This is a genomic window from Serratia sp. ME47, from assembly GCF_903970925.1.
GTDB classification, from domain to species: Bacteria; Pseudomonadota; Gammaproteobacteria; order Enterobacterales; family Enterobacteriaceae; genus Serratia; species Serratia ureilytica.
Genome location: NZ_CAJCKE010000002.1, coordinates 147584 through 163779, shown reverse-complemented (window position 1 = coordinate 163779; position 16196 = coordinate 147584). Strand labels below are relative to the sequence as shown.

14 protein-coding genes and 1 other RNA gene are annotated in these 16196 nt (G+C 61.6%); 11 read left to right on the top strand and 4 right to left on the bottom strand.

Translation table 11 applies throughout. The features are described from left to right. Positions 1–50 precede the first annotated feature (50 nt). Positions 51–782, top strand: coding sequence for an oxidative stress defense protein (locus tag H7A77_RS02980; protein WP_031300626.1), 732 nt, complete (start codon positions 51–53; stop codon positions 780–782). 48 nt (positions 783–830) lie between these two features. Here the strand turns inward: H7A77_RS02980 and H7A77_RS02975 are convergent, their stop codons facing one another. Further along, entirely contained in the window at positions 831–1724 is an 894-nt protein-coding gene (locus tag H7A77_RS02975) for a LysR family transcriptional regulator ArgP (RefSeq protein ID WP_004931613.1), read from the bottom strand. A 204-nt stretch (positions 1725–1928) separates the two neighbouring features. Between H7A77_RS02975 and rpiA the strand changes: the two genes are divergently transcribed. Together rpiA and serA are read left to right on the top strand one after the other, a co-directional pair. After that, on the top strand, positions 1929–2585 hold the full coding sequence (gene rpiA, locus H7A77_RS02970) for a ribose-5-phosphate isomerase RpiA (RefSeq protein ID WP_033644746.1): 657 nt from the start codon (positions 1929–1931) through the stop codon (positions 2583–2585). A gap of 292 nt (positions 2586–2877) precedes the next feature. Then, positions 2878–4116: a phosphoglycerate dehydrogenase gene (gene serA, locus H7A77_RS02965; protein WP_182073801.1), complete on the top strand. Its 1239-nt coding sequence runs from the start codon at positions 2878–2880 to the stop codon at positions 4114–4116. Between the two features lie 48 nt (positions 4117–4164). Here serA and H7A77_RS02960 read toward each other — a convergent pair whose 3' ends face one another. The 3 genes from H7A77_RS02960 to zapA all read right to left on the bottom strand — a co-directional run bounded on the left by H7A77_RS02960 (position 4165) and on the right by zapA (position 5378). Beyond that, on the bottom strand, positions 4165–4773 hold the full coding sequence (locus H7A77_RS02960) for a 5-formyltetrahydrofolate cyclo-ligase (RefSeq protein WP_047026646.1): 609 nt from the start codon (positions 4771–4773) through the stop codon (positions 4165–4167). A 51-nt stretch (positions 4774–4824) separates the two neighbouring features. Then, positions 4825–5007: non-coding RNA, 6S RNA (gene ssrS, locus H7A77_RS02955), on the bottom strand. A gap of 41 nt (positions 5008–5048) precedes the next feature. Beyond that, a complete protein-coding gene (gene zapA, locus H7A77_RS02950; RefSeq protein WP_004931621.1) occupies positions 5049–5378 on the bottom strand; it encodes a cell division protein ZapA in 330 nt (109 codons plus the stop codon). Between the two features lie 319 nt (positions 5379–5697). Here zapA and H7A77_RS02945 point away from each other — a divergent pair, with 319 nt between their 5' ends. The 8 genes from H7A77_RS02945 to H7A77_RS02910 all read left to right on the top strand — a co-directional run bounded on the left by H7A77_RS02945 (position 5698) and on the right by H7A77_RS02910 (position 16192). Further along, positions 5698–6276, top strand: coding sequence for a YecA family protein (locus tag H7A77_RS02945; protein ID WP_004931622.1), 579 nt, complete (start codon positions 5698–5700; stop codon positions 6274–6276). 55 nt (positions 6277–6331) lie between these two features. Next, positions 6332–7648 (top strand): Xaa-Pro aminopeptidase, encoded by a 1317-nt coding sequence (gene pepP, locus H7A77_RS02940; RefSeq protein WP_033652182.1) that lies wholly within the window; start codon positions 6332–6334, stop codon positions 7646–7648. A 1-nt stretch (position 7649) separates the two neighbouring features. Further along, complete coding sequence (gene ubiH, locus H7A77_RS02935; RefSeq protein WP_182073800.1) at positions 7650–8828, top strand: 2-octaprenyl-6-methoxyphenyl hydroxylase; 1179 nt, start codon at positions 7650–7652, stop codon at positions 8826–8828. Positions 8829–8906: 78 nt separating this feature from the next. Further along, the gene (gene ubiI, locus H7A77_RS02930; protein ID WP_182073799.1) at positions 8907–10109 is read left to right on the top strand and encodes an FAD-dependent 2-octaprenylphenol hydroxylase; all 1203 of its coding nucleotides are present in this window, start codon (positions 8907–8909) and stop codon (positions 10107–10109) included. Positions 10110–10615: 506 nt separating this feature from the next. After that, complete coding sequence (gene gcvT / locus H7A77_RS02925; protein ID WP_004931631.1) at positions 10616–11713, top strand: glycine cleavage system aminomethyltransferase GcvT; 1098 nt, start codon at positions 10616–10618, stop codon at positions 11711–11713. A gap of 46 nt (positions 11714–11759) precedes the next feature. Beyond that, the gene (gcvH, locus tag H7A77_RS02920) at positions 11760–12146 is read left to right on the top strand and encodes a glycine cleavage system protein GcvH (RefSeq protein ID WP_025304150.1); all 387 of its coding nucleotides are present in this window, start codon (positions 11760–11762) and stop codon (positions 12144–12146) included. Between the two features lie 92 nt (positions 12147–12238). Next, complete coding sequence (gcvP, locus tag H7A77_RS02915; RefSeq protein ID WP_015378983.1) at positions 12239–15118, top strand: aminomethyl-transferring glycine dehydrogenase; 2880 nt, start codon at positions 12239–12241, stop codon at positions 15116–15118. Between the two features lie 108 nt (positions 15119–15226). Continuing rightward, positions 15227–16192 (top strand): zinc-binding alcohol dehydrogenase family protein, encoded by a 966-nt coding sequence (locus H7A77_RS02910; protein ID WP_042785323.1) that lies wholly within the window; start codon positions 15227–15229, stop codon positions 16190–16192. Positions 16193–16196 lie beyond the last annotated feature (4 nt).

Sequence of the window (16196 nt, the reverse complement as noted above, 5' to 3'; positions counted from 1 at the left end):
TCGCAGGGAAAAGCCGGCGATCAGAGACAGCCTGTCATTAAGGAGACACTGTGAAGCTAAAAGCATTGGCTATGGCCGCAATGGTCGGATTAGGGACGCTACCGATGGCGCTGCAGGCGGCTGAATTGCCTGAAGGGCCGCACGTCGTCACCTCCGGCACCGCCAGCGTGGACGCCACGCCGGATATCGCCACTCTGGCGATCGAAGTGAGCGTTTCCTCCAAAGACGCCGCCCAGGCGAAGAAGCAGGTAGACGAGCGCGTGGCGCAGTACTTTGATTTCCTGCAGAAAAACAACATCGAGAAGAAAGACATCAGCGCCGCCAACCTGCGCACCCAGCCGGAATACGATTACCTGAAAACCGGCGAGTCGGTGCTGAAGGGCTACCGGGCGGTGCGTCAGGTGCAGGTTACCCTGCGCCAGTTGGACAAGCTGAACGAGCTGCTGGACGGCGCGCTGAAATCCGGCCTGAACGAGATCCGCGCGGTGGAGCTGGGCGTCGCCAAGCCGGATGTGTATCGCGAGCAGGCGCGGCAAAAAGCGATCGAGAACGCGACTCAGCAGGCCGAATCCCTGGCCAAGGGCTTCCACGCCAAGCTGGGGCCGGTGTACAGCATTCGCTACCGGGTCGCCAACTACCAGCCGATGCCGGTGGCGCGGATGTATAAGGCGGCCGGCGCGGCGGCGGAAAACGACGCGGCGCAAACCTATGAACAGCAAAGCATTCACTTCGACGATCAGGTGGATGTGGTGTTCGAGCTGCAGCGCAACGCCGCGCAGTAAGGGTGTTGTCATGAAGAAAAGGTTCGCTGCGGCGAACCTTTTTTCGTTTTAATCCTGGCGCAGCACCTGGTGACCGTGCTCCAGCAACGCGTCGGTCACTTTACGCATCATGCGGCTCTCCGGCGCGAAGCGGTGCCAGTACAGCATACGGCGCTGGTACAGCCCCGGCGTCAGATCGATCAGTTCGCCGGATGCCAGCTCCTTTTCGATCTGCAGATGCGGGATCATACAGCAGGTGGTGCCCTGACGGGCCAGCTGCACGAAGGCTTCCGATGAGTTCACGATGTGGCAGGGCACGCTGCCTGGCGACAGATCGAAGTTCTGCTGCAGGAATGCCTGGTGCATGTCGTCGAGATGATCGAAGGCCACCGCCGGCGCTTTCAACAGCGCGGAGCGGGTGACGCCGTTCGGGAAATAGCGCTCGGCGAAGCCGCTGGAGGCCACGAACAGGTAGTCCAGCGCCCCCAGACGATCCACCAGGCAGCTCGGCAGCGGCTGCGGCTGAATACTCACCGCGCCCACCACCTCACCGCGGCGCAGCCGCTCCTGGGTGCGGGTTTCATCTTCCACCTGCAGATTCAGACGAATGGGGGAGTCCGCCAGCACCGGCTTCAGCGCCGGCAGCAGCCAGGTCGCCAGACTGTCGGCGTTGACCGCCAGCGACAGCAGCAGCGGCGTATCGACGCCGGTGTCGTTGCCCAGCCACTCTTCTTCCAGCAGCTCCACCTGATGCAGCAGCGCCAGCAGCTTTTGCCCCTGTTCGGTCGGGCGCGGCGGCACGGTGCGGACCAGCAGCGGTTGGCCGAACAGGTTTTCCAGCTGTTTGATGCGTTGGGATACCGCCGATTGCGTGATGCAGAGTTTTTGCGCGGCGCGCTCGAAGCCGCGCTCACGGATCACCGCGTCCAGCGCTTGCAGCGTACGATAGTCTGGGCGTTTCATCGGAAAGATATCCCTTAAATTAGAATGATACCGGCACTATGCCACATTTTGCGTGCGGCGCAGGTGGAAAAATCACGCCCCCAGCTCGCCGCCAAGCGGGTAAAAATGCGGGCTGCGGTAAATAAGTGTGATCCTGCCGGCGTGAAAAACAGCGTTTTACCCTATAATACGCACACGTTTTCGTACAGAGGCAAGGGACATATTATGACGCAGGATGAACTGAAAAAAGCGGTGGGCTGGGCGGCGCTGGAATACGTGACGCCGGGCACCATCGTCGGGGTGGGCACCGGCTCTACCGCCGCCCACTTTATTGACGCGCTGGGCTCCATCAAGCACCAGATTGAAGGCGCGGTGTCCAGCTCAGACGCCTCCACCGCCAAGCTGAAAAGCCTCGGCATCCACGTGTTCGACAGCAACGAAGTGGACTCGCTCGATATCTACGTGGACGGCGCGGACGAAATCAACGGCCACATGCAGATGATCAAAGGTGGCGGCGCGGCGCTGACGCGCGAGAAGATCATCGCCGCCATCGCCAAGAAATTCATCTGCATCGTCGACGCCAGCAAGCAGGTGGACGTGCTGGGCAAATTCCCGCTGCCGGTGGAAGTGATCCCGATGGCCCGCTCCTATGTGGCGCGTGAGCTGGTGAAACTGGGCGGCCTGCCGGAGTATCGCCAGAACGTAGTGACCGACAACGGCAACGTGATCCTCGATGTGCATAACCTGAACATCACCGACGCCATCGCGCTGGAGAACAAGATCAACGGCATCGCCGGCGTGGTGACCGTGGGGCTGTTCGCCAACCGCGGCGCGGACGTGGCGCTGGTCGGCACCCCGGAAGGCGTGAAAGTGGTCAAATAAGCCTCTGCGGCCTGTGGCCCGGTAGTGCCGGGCCGCATATTTCTTCGGTTAAAATATCTTTTCTGAAAAGCGGCAAATTTGGTGACTTATGTCACATTGTGAAAACTGACTCCCCAAAGCTTCTGCCGAAAACTTTCCCTATGGCATTTTCTGCCGTAAACCGCCATCAACGCTGCGCCTTGTCCTGCCGGGCAGGCAATCGTTTGTATTGCCGCCTGCGTTATTTTTGTTATGTTGGATGGGAGCTGTGTCGTCACAGCCGCTTCTGAAGTCTGAACATAGGGTCGGGTAAATGGCAAAAGTATCATTGGAGAAAGACAAGATTAAATTCCTGTTGGTGGAAGGGGTTCATCAGAGCACGGTCGATAATTTGCGTGCCGCCGGTTATACCAACATCGAATACCACAAGGGTGCGTTAGACACCGAATCGCTGAAGGCCTCCATCCGCGATGCGCACTTCGTCGGCATCCGATCGCGCACGCATCTGACCGAAGAGGTGTTCGCCGCCGCAGAAAAACTGGTGGCGGTGGGCTGCTTCTGCATCGGCACCAACCAGGTTGACCTGAAAGCGGCGACCAAACGTGGCATTCCGGTCTTCAACGCCCCGTTCTCCAATACCCGATCCGTGGCCGAAATGGTGCTGGGCGAGCTGCTGTTGATGCTGCGCGGCATTCCGGCCGCCAACGCCAAGGCGCACCGCGGCGTGTGGCACAAACTGGCCGTGGGCTCCTATGAAGCGCGCGGCAAAAAACTGGGCATCATCGGCTACGGCCATATCGGCACCCAGCTGGGCATTCTGGCCGAAGGGCTGGGCATGAAGGTGTTCTTCTACGATATCGAGAACAAGCTGCCGCTGGGCAACGCGCAACAGGTGCGTCATCTGTCCGATCTGCTCAATATGAGCGACGTGGTGACGCTGCACGTGCCGGAAACGCTGGCGACCAAGAATATGATGGGGGCGGAAGAGCTGGCGCTGATGAAACCGGGCGCTATTCTGATCAACGCCTCGCGCGGCACCGTGGTGGATATCCCCGCGCTGTGCGACGCGCTGGCCAGCAATCACCTGGCGGGGGCGGCGATCGACGTCTTCCCGGAAGAGCCGGCGACCAACAGCGATCCGTTCAACTCGCCGCTGTGTGAGTTCGATAACGTGCTGCTGACGCCGCACATCGGCGGTTCCACTCAGGAAGCGCAGGAGAACATCGGCGACGAAGTGGCCGGCAAGCTGGCGAAATATTCCGATAACGGTTCGACCCTGTCGGCGGTCAACTTCCCGGAAGTGTCGTTGCCGGCGCATGGCCCGAACGCCAGCCGTCTGCTGCACATCCATGAAAACCGTCCGGGCGTGCTGACGCAGATTAACCAGATCTTCGCCGAAGAGGGGGTTAACATCGCCGCGCAGTATCTGCAAACCGGGCCGGAAATCGGCTATGTGGTGATCGACATCGAAGCGGAAACCGCGCGCGCCGACGCCGCGCTGCAGCGCATGAAGGCCATCGACGGCACCATTCGTGCCCGTCTGCTGTTCTGATTCGGCGGCTCGCCGCAACGAAAAAGGCCGGAGCGATCCGGCCTTTTGCTATTTGGGCTCCCGCCACGCCCAGCTGCAGAGCGGGGTGAGGATTTCCGGCAGCGGGATATCCCAGTGCTCGGTCGGCAGGTGCTCCACCTGTTGGCAATCATGGGCCAGGCCGATGGGATAGGGGCCGCCGCTGCGCCAGTTTTGCAGGGTGCGATCGTAAAAGCCGCCGCCCATGCCCAGACGCTGTCCGGTATGATCGAATGCCACCAGCGGCGTCAGCACCACCTCCAGTTCACCCAGCGGCAACACATGGCGCACATCGAGACGCGGCTCGAGAATATTGAAGCGATTGCGCACCAGCGGCGTTTCCGGCGCATAGCGCAGGAACAACAGGTGTCCCGGGCTGAACGGATGCAGCACCGGCAGGTAAACCCGTTTGCCGAGCGTCCACAGACGCTCGATCAGCGGCCCGGTATCGAGTTCGCCGTCAAACGACAGGAAGACCGCGATGTTGTGCGCCGCTTGAATGCGCGCGTGTGCGGTGAGGCGTTCGGTTATCTTTTCTGCGGCAAAGCGTTGCTGCTCGGGCGTAAGCTCGCGCCGACGTTGGCGAATGAGTTGACGAATGGCTTGGCGCTGCTGCGCGAATTGGGGTTGAAAAGACATCGTATCAGGCTTGCTCAGTGTGGCGTTCAGCACACAAAACCGCTGAGAAGGGGAATCTCCGAGATGCCGTCGCAGGCTGTAACCCTTGAACCCATGGTTCAAGGTGAACGTGCCGTCGCAATCTTAAGGCTTCTCGGCGCACCGAGCGTGCTCACCGATCGCGGAGCAACACATTCTGTTTGTACTAAATATCGGCTCAGGGGACTGGCCCGCTGGCGAACATCTCAGAGAAATTTTGTACTCGTTGCCGAAAACTTGGCTTTCAACAACTTAAGTTATTCGAATTGTGCATCCTGACGTTCAGAGATGCGACCTTGTTCAAGCAGCGCTTGTTCAATGGTCTGCTGCAGCATCCGTATGCGTTGTTCCATATTGGACGCATAGTCACGGGTTTTCAACCGTTCTTGAGCAAGTTCGTGACAGACGTTCAATGCCGCGATGAAAACCAGTTGCTCAGTATTGGAGACTCTAGTGCGAACTTTAAGATCTTGCAACCGTTGGTTAAGATCGTCCGCCGCCATATTCAACGCATCTTGTTGTTCTGGCGGGCAATTGACTCTTAACGAGCGGCCAAAAATTTGAATATCTACCGGTTGTGCAGACATGCCACCTTCCTGCCTAAATTTCGCGCCAGCCTTGTCCGCCCGGGCCGGGCCGTCAAAGCGGGCGCCACTATATATACCTCGGTACCAAGATACAACCCCTTTTTCAGTACCTGGTTGTAATCTACTGTGGCGGACATTGCCAGTCAAAAAAGGGTTTCAAAATGCGTATTTACCGCACTTTCGTCACCCGCCGGCGCAGTGTGAAACCTGCCACATCGCGATTATAACTAGCCACTGAGGTGTCGCGCTTATCTGGTATAGCGACGGACCTTGGTGGTAGCATAACACGAACTTATCCTGCCAACGATGACGAATGCGCATGTCTATACAGAATACATTTCCAAGTTACCAATCTTTGACCGTGGCCCTCAACCAGCAGTCGGTGGCGCTGACCGCGGCAGAAATGCACGGCCTGATCAGCGGCCTGCTGTGCGGCGGCAGCCGTGACGCCGGCTGGCAGGCGCTGGTGCACGATCTGACCAACGAAGGCGTCGCCTTCCCGCAGGCGCTCAGCCAACCGTTGCAGCAGCTGTATGAAGCGACGCGTGACACGCTGGAAGATGACGAATTCCTGTTCCAACTGATGCTGCCTGAAGGGGAGATCGTCAGCGTGTTCGACCGCGCCGACGCGCTGGCCGGTTGGGTCAACCACTTCCTGCTCGGTCTGGGCATGATGCAGCCGAAGCTGGCTCAGGTGAAAGACGAAGTCGGTGAAGCGATCGACGATCTGCGCAATATCGCGCAGCTGGGCTACGACGAAGACGAAGATCAGGAAGAATTGGAACAGTCGTTGGAAGAAGTGGCGGAGTATGTGCGGGTCGCCGCCATCATGTGCCACGGCGAATTCACCCGTCACAAACCGACGGCGCCGGAAAATATCAAACCGACGCTGCACTAAACGTTCTATCGCCTCTCCGCCGGCGGTGCGGATGGCATGATTTCAGGAGAAGGTAATGACTCAGCAGGAATTCAACAACCGCCGCCAGGCGCTGTTGGCGAAAATGGCGCCGGCCAGTGCGGCGGTTATTTTCTCTGCGCCGGAAACGACGCGCAGTGCAGATTCAGACTATCCCTACCGGCAGAACAGCGATTTTTGGTACCTGACCGGCTTCAATGAGCCGGAAGCGGTGCTGGTGCTGATTAAAAGCGATGAAACGCACAACCACAGCGTGTTGTTCAACCGGGTGCGCGATTTGACGGCGGAAATCTGGTTTGGCCGCCGCCTGGGGCAAGACGCCGCACCGGCAAAGCTGGGCGTGGATCGCGCGCTGCCGTTCGATGAAATCAATGACCAACTGCACCTGCTGCTCAACGGTCTGGACGTGGTCTACCACGCGCAGGGCGAATACGCCTATGCCGATCAGATCCTGTTCAGCGCGCTGGACAAGCTGCGCAAGGGGTTCCGCCAGAACCTGCAGGCGCCGGCCACCGTTACCGACTGGCGGCCGTGGCTGCACGACATGCGGCTGTTCAAGTCGCCGGAAGAGCTGGCGGTGATGCGCCGCGCCGGTGAGATCAGCGCGCTGGCGCACACCCGCGCGATGGAAAAATGCCGTCCGGGCATGTTCGAATACCAGCTGGAAGCGGAAATTCATCATGAGTTCACCCGCCTCGGCGCACGTTACCCGTCTTACAACACCATCGTCGGCAGCGGCGAAAACGGCTGTATCCTGCACTACACCGAGAACGAGAGCCAGATGCGCGATGGCGATCTGGTGTTGATCGACGCGGGCTGCGAGTACCAGGGGTACGCCGGCGACATCACCCGCACCTTCCCGGTCAACGGCAAGTTCAGCCGGCCGCAGCGCGCGGTGTACGACATTGTGCTGGCGTCGCTGCAGCGCGCTTTGGAACTGTTCAAACCCGGCACCAGCATTCGCGAAGTCAATGACGAAGTGGTGCGCATCATGGTGGTCGGGCTGGTGGAGCTGGGCGTATTGAAAGGTGAAGTCGACCTGCTGATCGCCGAGCAGGCGCACCGTCAGTTCTTCATGCACGGGCTGAGCCACTGGCTGGGTCTCGACGTGCACGACGTTGGCCACTACGGCACGCCGAGCCGCGATCGGCTGCTGGAGCCGGGCATGGTGCTGACCGTGGAGCCGGGGCTGTACATCGCGCCGGATGCGGACGTGCCGGCGGAGTACCGCGGCATCGGCATCCGCATCGAGGACGATATCGTGATCACCGCCGACGGCAATGAAAACCTGACCGCCACCGTGGTGAAAGACGCCGATGCCATCGAGGCTTTGATGGCGGCGGCAAGGTCGTAGCATGAGCGTTATTATCGTTGGCGGCGGTATGGCGGGCGCGACGTTGGGGCTGGCCATTTCGTCGCTCACTCAGGGAAGAATGGCGGTGGATCTGGTCGAGGCGACCCGGCCGGACGACCGAAGCCATCCGGGCTTTGACGCCCGCGCCATCGCACTGGCGCAGGGCACCTGCCAACAGCTGGCGCGCATCGGCGTTTGGCCGGCGCTGCGCGATTGCGCTACGCCGATCACTCAGGTGCACGTCAGCGATCGCGGGCACGCCGGGTTTGTGAATCTGCAGGCGCAAGATTATCAGGTCGATGCGCTCGGCCAGGTGATCGAACTGCACGACGCCGGGCAGCGGTTGTTCGCGCTGCTGGCCAAGGCCCCCGGCGTTACGCTGCACTGCCCGGCGCGGGTGGTGGACGTGATTCGCACCGCAGAGCGCGCGGAAGTGCTGCTGGACAGCGGCCAGCGTCTGCGCGGGCAATTGCTGGTGGCGGCCGACGGCTCGCGTTCTGCGCTGGCGCAAGCCTGCAATATGCAGTGGCGGCAGGAGGACTATCCGCAGTTCGCCACCATCGCCAACGTCACCACGGCGGAAGATCCGCAGGGGCGCGCCTTTGAGCGCTTTACCCGCTATGGGCCGCTGGCGCTGTTGCCGATGTCGCAGGGGCGCAGTTCACTGGTATGGTGCCATGCGCGCGAAGATCGCGCCCAGGTGGATGCCTGGGACGACGAGCGGTTTATCGCCGAGCTGCAACAAGCCTTCGGCTGGCGGCTGGGGCGCATCCTCAAAGCCGGTAAACGGCACAGTTACCCACTCGGTCTGCTGACCGCCGATCGCCATGTCAGCCACCGGCTGGCGCTGGTGGGCAACGCGGCGCAAACGCTGCATCCTATCGCCGGGCAGGGGTTCAACCTTGGCCTGCGCGACGTGATGTCGCTGGCGGAAACGCTGGCGGAAGCGGCAGACAGCGGCGAAGACGCCGGCGGTTACGCACTGCTGAGCCGTTATCAGCAGCGGCGGCAAAACGATCAGCGGGCGACGATCGGCGTGACCGACGGGTTGATTCATCTGTTCGCCAACCGTTATGGCCCGCTGGTGATCGGCCGCAATCTGGGGCTGATGGCGATGGAACGTTTGCCGGCGATACGCGATGCCTTCGCCAAGCGTACGCTGGGCTGGGTGGAACGTTAGAGACATGGTCGGGCGCTTTAACGCGCCCAAAGCGCGGCGCGGCAAGGCGTCGCGCGTTATTTAAGGAAATCGAGCAGCATGCAATCATTTGACGTGATTATCGCCGGTGGCGGTATGGTGGGGCTGGCGTTGGCCTGCGGCCTGCAGGGCAGCGGGCTGCGCGTGGCGGTGCTGGAGCAGCGCCAGCCGGAGATGGCGCCGCCGTCGGAACAGCCGGCCCTGCGCGTCTCCGCCATCAATGCCGCCAGCGAGCGGTTGCTGCAGCACATCGGCGTGTGGGACGACATTCTCCAGCTGCGCGCCAGCGCCTATAACGCGATGGAAGTGTGGGATCGCGACAGCTTCGGCAAAATCGCCTTCCGCGGCGACGAGTGCGGCTTCAGCCATCTCGGCCACATCATCGAAAATTCGGTGATCCAGCAGGCGCTGTGGAAACGCGCCGAAAGCCTGTCGGACATCACGCTGATTACCCCGGCCGCGCTCAAGCAGGTGGCGTGGGGCGAGAACGACGCCTTCGTCACGCTGGAGGACGGCCGCATGCTGACCGCCCGGTTGGTGATTGGCGCCGACGGCGCCCAGTCGTGGCTGCGCCAGCATGCCGATATCCCGCTCACCTTCTGGGATTACCGCCACCACGCGCTGGTGGCCACCGTTCGCACCGAAGAACCGCATCAGGCGACGGCGCGGCAAATTTTCCACGGCGACGGCATTCTGGCGTTCCTGCCGTTCAGCGATCCGTATTTGAGCTCTATCGTCTGGTCGGTGACGCCGGAAGAAGCCGAAAGGCTCAAACGGCTGGAACCGGCGCAGTTCAACCGCGAACTGGCGGTGACCTTCGACATGCGCCTGGGGGCTTGCAGCCTGGAAAGCGAACGGCTGGCGTTCCCGTTGACCGGCCGCTATGCGCGCAGCTTCGCAGCGCACCGCCTGGCGCTGGTGGGCGATGCGGCGCATACCGTGCATCCGTTGGCCGGCCAGGGCGTTAACCTGGGCTTCATGGACGCCGCCGAGCTGATTTCCGAACTGCGCCGCCTGCAGCGGCAGGGCAAGGATATCGGCCAGCACCTCTATCTGCGCCGTTATGAGCGCCGCCGCAAACATGGCGCGGCGGTAATGCTGGCCAGCATGCAGGGTTTCCGCGAACTGTTCGACGGCAATCACCCGGCCAAAAAGCTGCTGCGCGACGTGGGCCTGCGGCTGGCGGACAGCCTGCCGGGCGTCAAACCGAAGCTGGTGCGTCAGGCGATGGGCCTGAACGATCTGCCCGAGTGGCTTGCCTGATCCCTTCCTTCTGCGGGCCCGCATCGGGCTCGCGCTTCTCGCCTTATTCCATCGCTTTTCCTTATATAACCCTTCATTTGAAATAATCTAATTTCAGCCGCTTTTTATCATTACTTTTTCTAATTCCATGTTCGGTTATCAAAAGTCCGGATCCCATGTGAGGCCATAGGTTTGTTATATAAGTTCGGTGTTTTGCCGCTTTAATTGTTAATTTTGTGCCTTAAGGCGCATTTTTCCAGTGAAAAACTCTGCACACTAGCCCGGCGTTTTACCGCCCCGGAACGGCAATGAGCCTATTTTAACTTATGGTTAATGTGGTCGTTCGGTGATAAGTTCGAGGGAAAGGTATCGTTTGCGTCACGGCGGTTGCACGCAGTTTCCGCCCGTCCCGGCGCAGCATTTGTGTTGAGCAGTCAGTGCGCCATGGCGATCGGGCCGCGAGCCAGGCTCCGCCGCATTGCGTGGCAGCACCCTAACTTCTAGCGACGAGTGGAAAGAGGGAAAAGATGGCAAAGCAAACCCCACTGTACGACCAGCACGTGGCGTGCGGTGCGCGCATGGTAGACTTTCACGGCTGGATGATGCCGCTGCACTACGGCTCGCAGCTCGATGAGCACCACGCGGTGCGTCAGGATGCCGGCATGTTCGACGTGTCTCACATGACTATTGTGGATCTACACGGCGCCCGCACCCGCGAGTTCCTGCGCTACCTGCTGGCGAACGACGTCGCCAAACTGACCCAACCCGGCAAAGCGCTGTACACCGGCATGCTGAATGCCTCCGGCGGCGTGATCGACGACCTGATCGTTTATTTCCTCACTGAAGACTATTTCCGCCTGGTGGTGAACTCCGCCACCCGCGACAAAGACCTGGCCTGGATCGAAGAGCACGCCGCGCCGTATGGCGTCGCGCTGACGGTGCGCGACGATCTGGCGCTGATCGCGGTGCAGGGCCCGCAGGCCAAAGAGCGCGCCGGCACCCTGTTCACCCCGGAGCAAAAAAGCGCGGTCGAAGGCATGAAGCCATTCTTCGGCGTGCAGGCCGGCGAGCTGTTCATCGCCACCACCGGTTACACCGGCGAGGCCGGCTATGAGATCGCGCTGCCGAAAGAGCAGGCGGCGGATTTCTGGCAAAAATTGCTGGCCGCGGGCGTCAAGCCGGCCGGTCTGGGCGCGCGCGACACCCTGCGCCTGGAAGCGGGCATGAACCTCTACGGGCAAGAGATGGATGAAGGCGTTTCGCCGCTGGCCGCCAACATGGGCTGGACCATCGCCTGGCAGCCGGAAGATCGCCGTTTCATCGGCCGCGAAGCGCTGGAACAACAGCGCGAGCAGGGCACCGAGCAACTGGTCGGCTTGATCATGACGGAAAAAGGCGTATTACGTAATGAGCTGCCGGTGCGTTTCACCGACGCGGCGGGGCAAACCCACGAAGGCGTGATCACCAGCGGCTCGTTCTCTCCGACGCTGGGCTTCAGCATCGCGCTGGCGCGCGTGCCGGCAGGCATCGGCGAGCAGGCTATCGTGCAGATCCGCAACCGTGAAATGCCGGTCAAAGTGACCAAGCCCGGTTTCGTTCGCGCCGGCAAGCCGCTGACAAATTGATTTTTTATTGATTGATTCTTTTATTTCTTCGAAGGAGTAACCGGCGATGAGCAATGTGCCAACAGAATTGAAATACGCATCCTCCCACGAGTGGGTTCGTGCAGAAGGTAACGGCGTTTACACCGTAGGCATCACCGAACATGCGCAGGAACTGCTGGGCGATATGGTGTTTGTCGATCTGCCGGAAGTGGGCCGCAGCGTCGCCGCCGGTGAAGATTGCGCCGTGGCGGAATCCGTCAAGGCGGCATCGGACATTTACGCACCAATCAGCGGCGAAATCGTGGCGGTGAACGGCGAGCTGGAAAGCTCTCCGGAACTGGTGAACAGCGAACCTTACGGTGACGGTTTCCTGTTCCAGATTAAAGCCTCCGACGAAGGCGAGCTGGCGAACCTGCTGGACGCCGCAGCTTATCAGGCCTCGATCGACGAGTAATCGTGACCACGCCCCAGGCCTTTCGGCCGGGGCGTTTTAGTTACCGTTCAAGCTATATCCCGTATCACGCAAGCATTCAGGAATTTGTAGCAATGACTCAGACACTCAGCCAACTCGAACACAGCGAAGCGTTCATTGAACGCCACATCGGCTCTTCTGCGGAACAACGCCAGGAGTTGCTGGCAGCGGTGGGCGCTCGCTCGCTCAGCGCGCTGATCCAACAGATTGTGCCGGCGGACATTCAGCTGCCGGGGCCGCCGCCGGTCGGCGACGCGGCGACCGAACATCAGGCGTTGGCTGAGCTGAAGGCGATCGCCTCGCAGAATCAGCGCTACAAATCCTATATCGGCATGGGCTACAGCGCCGTGCTGACGCCGCCGGTGATCCTGCGCAACATGCTGGAAAACCCGGGCTGGTACACCGCTTATACCCCCTATCAGCCGGAAGTGTCGCAGGGCCGTCTGGAAGCGCTGCTGAACTTCCAGACCGTGACCCTCGATCTGACCGGTCTGGATCTGGCCTCCGCTTCGCTGCTGGATGAAGCGACCGCCGCCGCCGAGGCGATGGCGTTGGCCAAACGCGCCAGCAAGCTGAAAGACGCCAACCGTTTCTTCGTGGCTGACGACGTGCATCCGCAAACGCTGGACGTGGTGCGCACCCGCGCCGAAACCTTCGGCTTCGACGTCATCGTCGATAAAGCGGAAAAAGTGCTGGAGCTGGACGGCGTGTTCGGCGTGCTGCTCCAGCAGGTGGGCACCACCGGTGAACTGCACGACTACAGCGCGCTGCTGGCCGAACTGAAATCGCGCAAAATCATCACCAGCGTGGCCGCCGACATCATGGCCCTGGTGCTGCTGACCGCGCCGGGTAAGCAGGGCGCCGACGTGGTGTTCGGCTCCGCGCAGCGCTTCGGCGTGCCGATGGGCTACGGCGGCCCGCACGCCGCCTTCTTCGCCTGCCGCGACGAGTTCAAGCGTTCGATGCCGGGCCGCATTATCGGCGTTTCCCGCGATGCCGCCGGCAACACCGCGCTGCGCATGGCGATGCAGACTCGCGAGCAACATATCCGCCGCGAGAAAGCCAACTCGAATATCTGTACCTCGCAGGTGCTGCTGGCCAACATCGCCAGCCTGTACGCGGTGTATCACGGCCCGCAAGGCCTGCAGCGCATCGCCGGGCGCATCCATCGCCTGACCGACATTCTGGCCGCCGGGCTGCAGAAAGCCGGCCTGACGCTGCGTCACCACACCTGGTTCGACACCCTGACCGTCGAAGTGAAGGACAAGGCCGCCGTGCTGGAGCGCGCGCTGAGCTTCGGCATCAACCTGCGTACCGACATTCACGGCGCCGTCGGCATCACGCTGGATGAAGCCACCTCGCGTGAAGACGTGCAAACGCTGTTCGCACTGTTGGCCGGCGACAATCACGGTCTGGACATCGACGCGTTGGACGCGGCGGTGAGCAAAAACAGCCAATCGATCCCGGCCGCCATGCTGCGCCAGGATCCGATCCTGACCCACCCGGTATTCAACCGCTATCACAGCGAAACCGAGATGATGCGCTACATGCATCGCTTGGAGCGCAAAGATCTGGCGCTGAACCAGGCGATGATCCCGCTGGGTTCCTGCACCATGAAATTGAACGCCGCGGCGGAAATGATCCCGATCACCTGGCCTGAATTCTCAGAGTTGCATCCGTTCTGCCCGCCAGAGCAGGCGGCCGGTTACCAGCAGATGATCGGCCAACTGTCCCAGTGGCTGGTGCAGCTGACCGGCTATGACGCGGTGTGCATGCAGCCGAACTCCGGCGCGCAGGGCGAATACGCCGGCCTGCTGGCGATCCGTCGCTACCACGAAAGCCGCAACGAAGCGGGCCGCCACGTCTGTCTGATCCCGAGTTCGGCACACGGCACCAACCCGGCCTCCGCGCAGATGGCGGGCATGAGCGTGGTGGTGGTGGCCTGCGACAAGAACGGCAACATCGATCTGCACGATCTGCGCGTTAAGGCGGAGCAGGCAGGCGAAGAACTCTCTTGCATCATGGTGACCTACCCGTCGACCCACGGCGTGTATGAAGAAACCATCCGTGAAGTGTGCCAGATCGTGCATCAGTTCGGCGGTCAGGTGTATCTGGATGGCGCCAACATGAACGCCCAGGTGGGCATCACCACGCCAGGCTACATCGGCGCGGATGTGTCGCACCTCAACCTGCATAAGACCTTCTGTATCCCGCACGGCGGCGGCGGCCCGGGCATGGGCCCGATCGGCGTGAAAGCGCACCTGGCGCCGTTCGTGCCGGGCCACAGCGTGGTGCAGATCGACGGCGTGACCACCCAGCAGGGCGCGGTCTCCGCGGCGCCGTTCGGCAGCGCCTCCATCCTGCCTATCAGCTGGATGTACATCCGCATGATGGGCGCGGAGGGCCTGAAGCAGGCCAGCCAGATGGCGATCCTGAACGCCAACTACATCGCCACCCGTTTGAAAGACGCGTACCCGATTCTGTATACCGGCCGCGATCACCGCGTAGCGCACGAATGTATCCTCGATATTCGTCCGCTGAAGGAAGAGACCGGCATCAGCGAAATGGACATCGCCAAGCGCCTGATCGACTTCGGTTTCCACGCCCCGACCATGTCGTTCCCGGTGGCGGGCACGCTGATGGTCGAGCCGACCGAGTCGGAAAGCAAGGTGGAGCTGGATCGCTTTATCGATGCGATGCTGGCGATCCGCAGCGAAATCGACCGCGTCGCCAAGGGCGAATGGCCGCTGGAAGACAACCCGCTGGTGAATGCGCCGCACGTGCAGGCGGAGCTGGTCAACGACTGGCAGCATCCGTACAGCCGCGAACTGGCGGTGTTCCCGGTGGCCGGCGTACGCGAGAACAAGTACTGGCCGAGCGTTAAGCGTCTGGACGACGTGTACGGCGACCGTAACCTGTTCTGCTCTTGCGTGCCGATGAGCGATTACGAATAACACGTTCGGCAAAGTTTGTGTTCGGGGGACACCGCATCATGCGGTGTCCCTTTTTATTTTATAGCGGCCTATTCTTTCCTGTACGTTCCCACGATTTGAGGAGTCACCATGCAAGCGGCAATCGTAACAGCGCTGGGGCAACCCCCGGTTTTCGGCACCTTTGAGGAGCCTCAGGCGCAGGCGAATGAAGTGCCGATCGACGTTCTGGCGGCCGGCATCAAACAGCTGGATCGCGCCACCGTCGCCGGAACCCACTATTCCAGCCCGAAGCAATTGCCGATCGTGCCCGGCACCGACGGCGTGGGCCGTACGGCGGACGGGCAACGGGTGTACTTCGCCTCTTTCCGTCGCCCTTACGGCGCGATGGCAGAGCGCAGCGTCGCGTCCTGGACGGTGCCGGTGCCGGCGACGGTGGACGACGCTACGGCGGCCGCGCTGATCAATCCGGCCTTCGCCGCCTGGCTGCCGCTGCGCTGGCGGGCGGATCTGCAGCCCGGTGAAACGGTGCTGATCATCGGCGCCACCGGCACCTCGGGCAAGCTGGCGGTCGCGGCGGCGCGTCAGGCGGGGGCCGGACGCATTGTTGCCGCCGGCCGTCGACTGAGCGTGCTGGAGGCATTGGGTGTAGACGCCACGGTGGATCTGAGCCTGCAGGGCGAGGCGCTGACGCAGGCCTTCGCGGCGGCGGCGGGGCCGGGCGGTTATCAGGTGATCGTCGATTACATCTGGGGCCGGGCGACTGAAGCGCTGCTGGCAACGCTCAACAATCACGATCTCTCGTCTTACGCCGGCGGACGCGGCATTCGCTTGGTCAACGTCGGTTCGATGGCCGCGCCGGACATCCGGCTGCCGGCGGCGGTGTTGCGCAGCAACCAGCTGCAGATCCTCGGCAGCGGTACCGGCAACTTCCCGCCGATCCCGGAGATGCAGCGCTACGCGACCGAGATTTTGGCGCTGGCGGCGACCGGAGCGCTCACTATCGAGACGCAGGAGCACGCGTTGGCGGAGATCGCCGAGGTGTGGGATCTGAACAAGAAAAGCGACGTGCGTTCGGTGATGCGCATCGCCCGTTAACCCC

Bases quoted from the DNA above. Each gene is read 5' to 3' on its own strand.
- serA (WP_182073801.1), top strand. From the start codon at position 2,878: ATGGCAAAAGTATCATTGGAGAAAGACAAGATTAAATTCCTGTTGGTG.
- ubiH (WP_182073800.1), top strand. From the start codon at position 7,650: ATGAGCGTTATTATCGTTGGCGGCGGTATGGCGGGCGCGACGTTGGGG.
- H7A77_RS02960 (WP_047026646.1), bottom strand. From the start codon at position 4,773: ATGTCTTTTCAACCCCAATTCGCGCAGCAGCGCCAAGCCATTCGTCAA.
- zapA (WP_004931621.1), bottom strand. From the start codon at position 5,378: ATGTCTGCACAACCGGTAGATATTCAAATTTTTGGCCGCTCGTTAAGA.
- H7A77_RS02945 (WP_004931622.1), top strand. From the start codon at position 5,698: ATGTCTATACAGAATACATTTCCAAGTTACCAATCTTTGACCGTGGCC.
- gcvH (WP_025304150.1), top strand. From the start codon at position 11,760: ATGAGCAATGTGCCAACAGAATTGAAATACGCATCCTCCCACGAGTGG.
- H7A77_RS02975 (WP_004931613.1), bottom strand. From the start codon at position 1,724: ATGAAACGCCCAGACTATCGTACGCTGCAAGCGCTGGACGCGGTGATC.
- gcvP (WP_015378983.1), top strand. From the start codon at position 12,239: ATGACTCAGACACTCAGCCAACTCGAACACAGCGAAGCGTTCATTGAA.
- pepP (WP_033652182.1), top strand. From the start codon at position 6,332: ATGACTCAGCAGGAATTCAACAACCGCCGCCAGGCGCTGTTGGCGAAA.
- ubiI (WP_182073799.1), top strand. From the start codon at position 8,907: ATGCAATCATTTGACGTGATTATCGCCGGTGGCGGTATGGTGGGGCTG.
- H7A77_RS02910 (WP_042785323.1), top strand. From the start codon at position 15,227: ATGCAAGCGGCAATCGTAACAGCGCTGGGGCAACCCCCGGTTTTCGGC.
- gcvT (WP_004931631.1), top strand. From the start codon at position 10,616: ATGGCAAAGCAAACCCCACTGTACGACCAGCACGTGGCGTGCGGTGCG.
- rpiA (WP_033644746.1), top strand. From the start codon at position 1,929: ATGACGCAGGATGAACTGAAAAAAGCGGTGGGCTGGGCGGCGCTGGAA.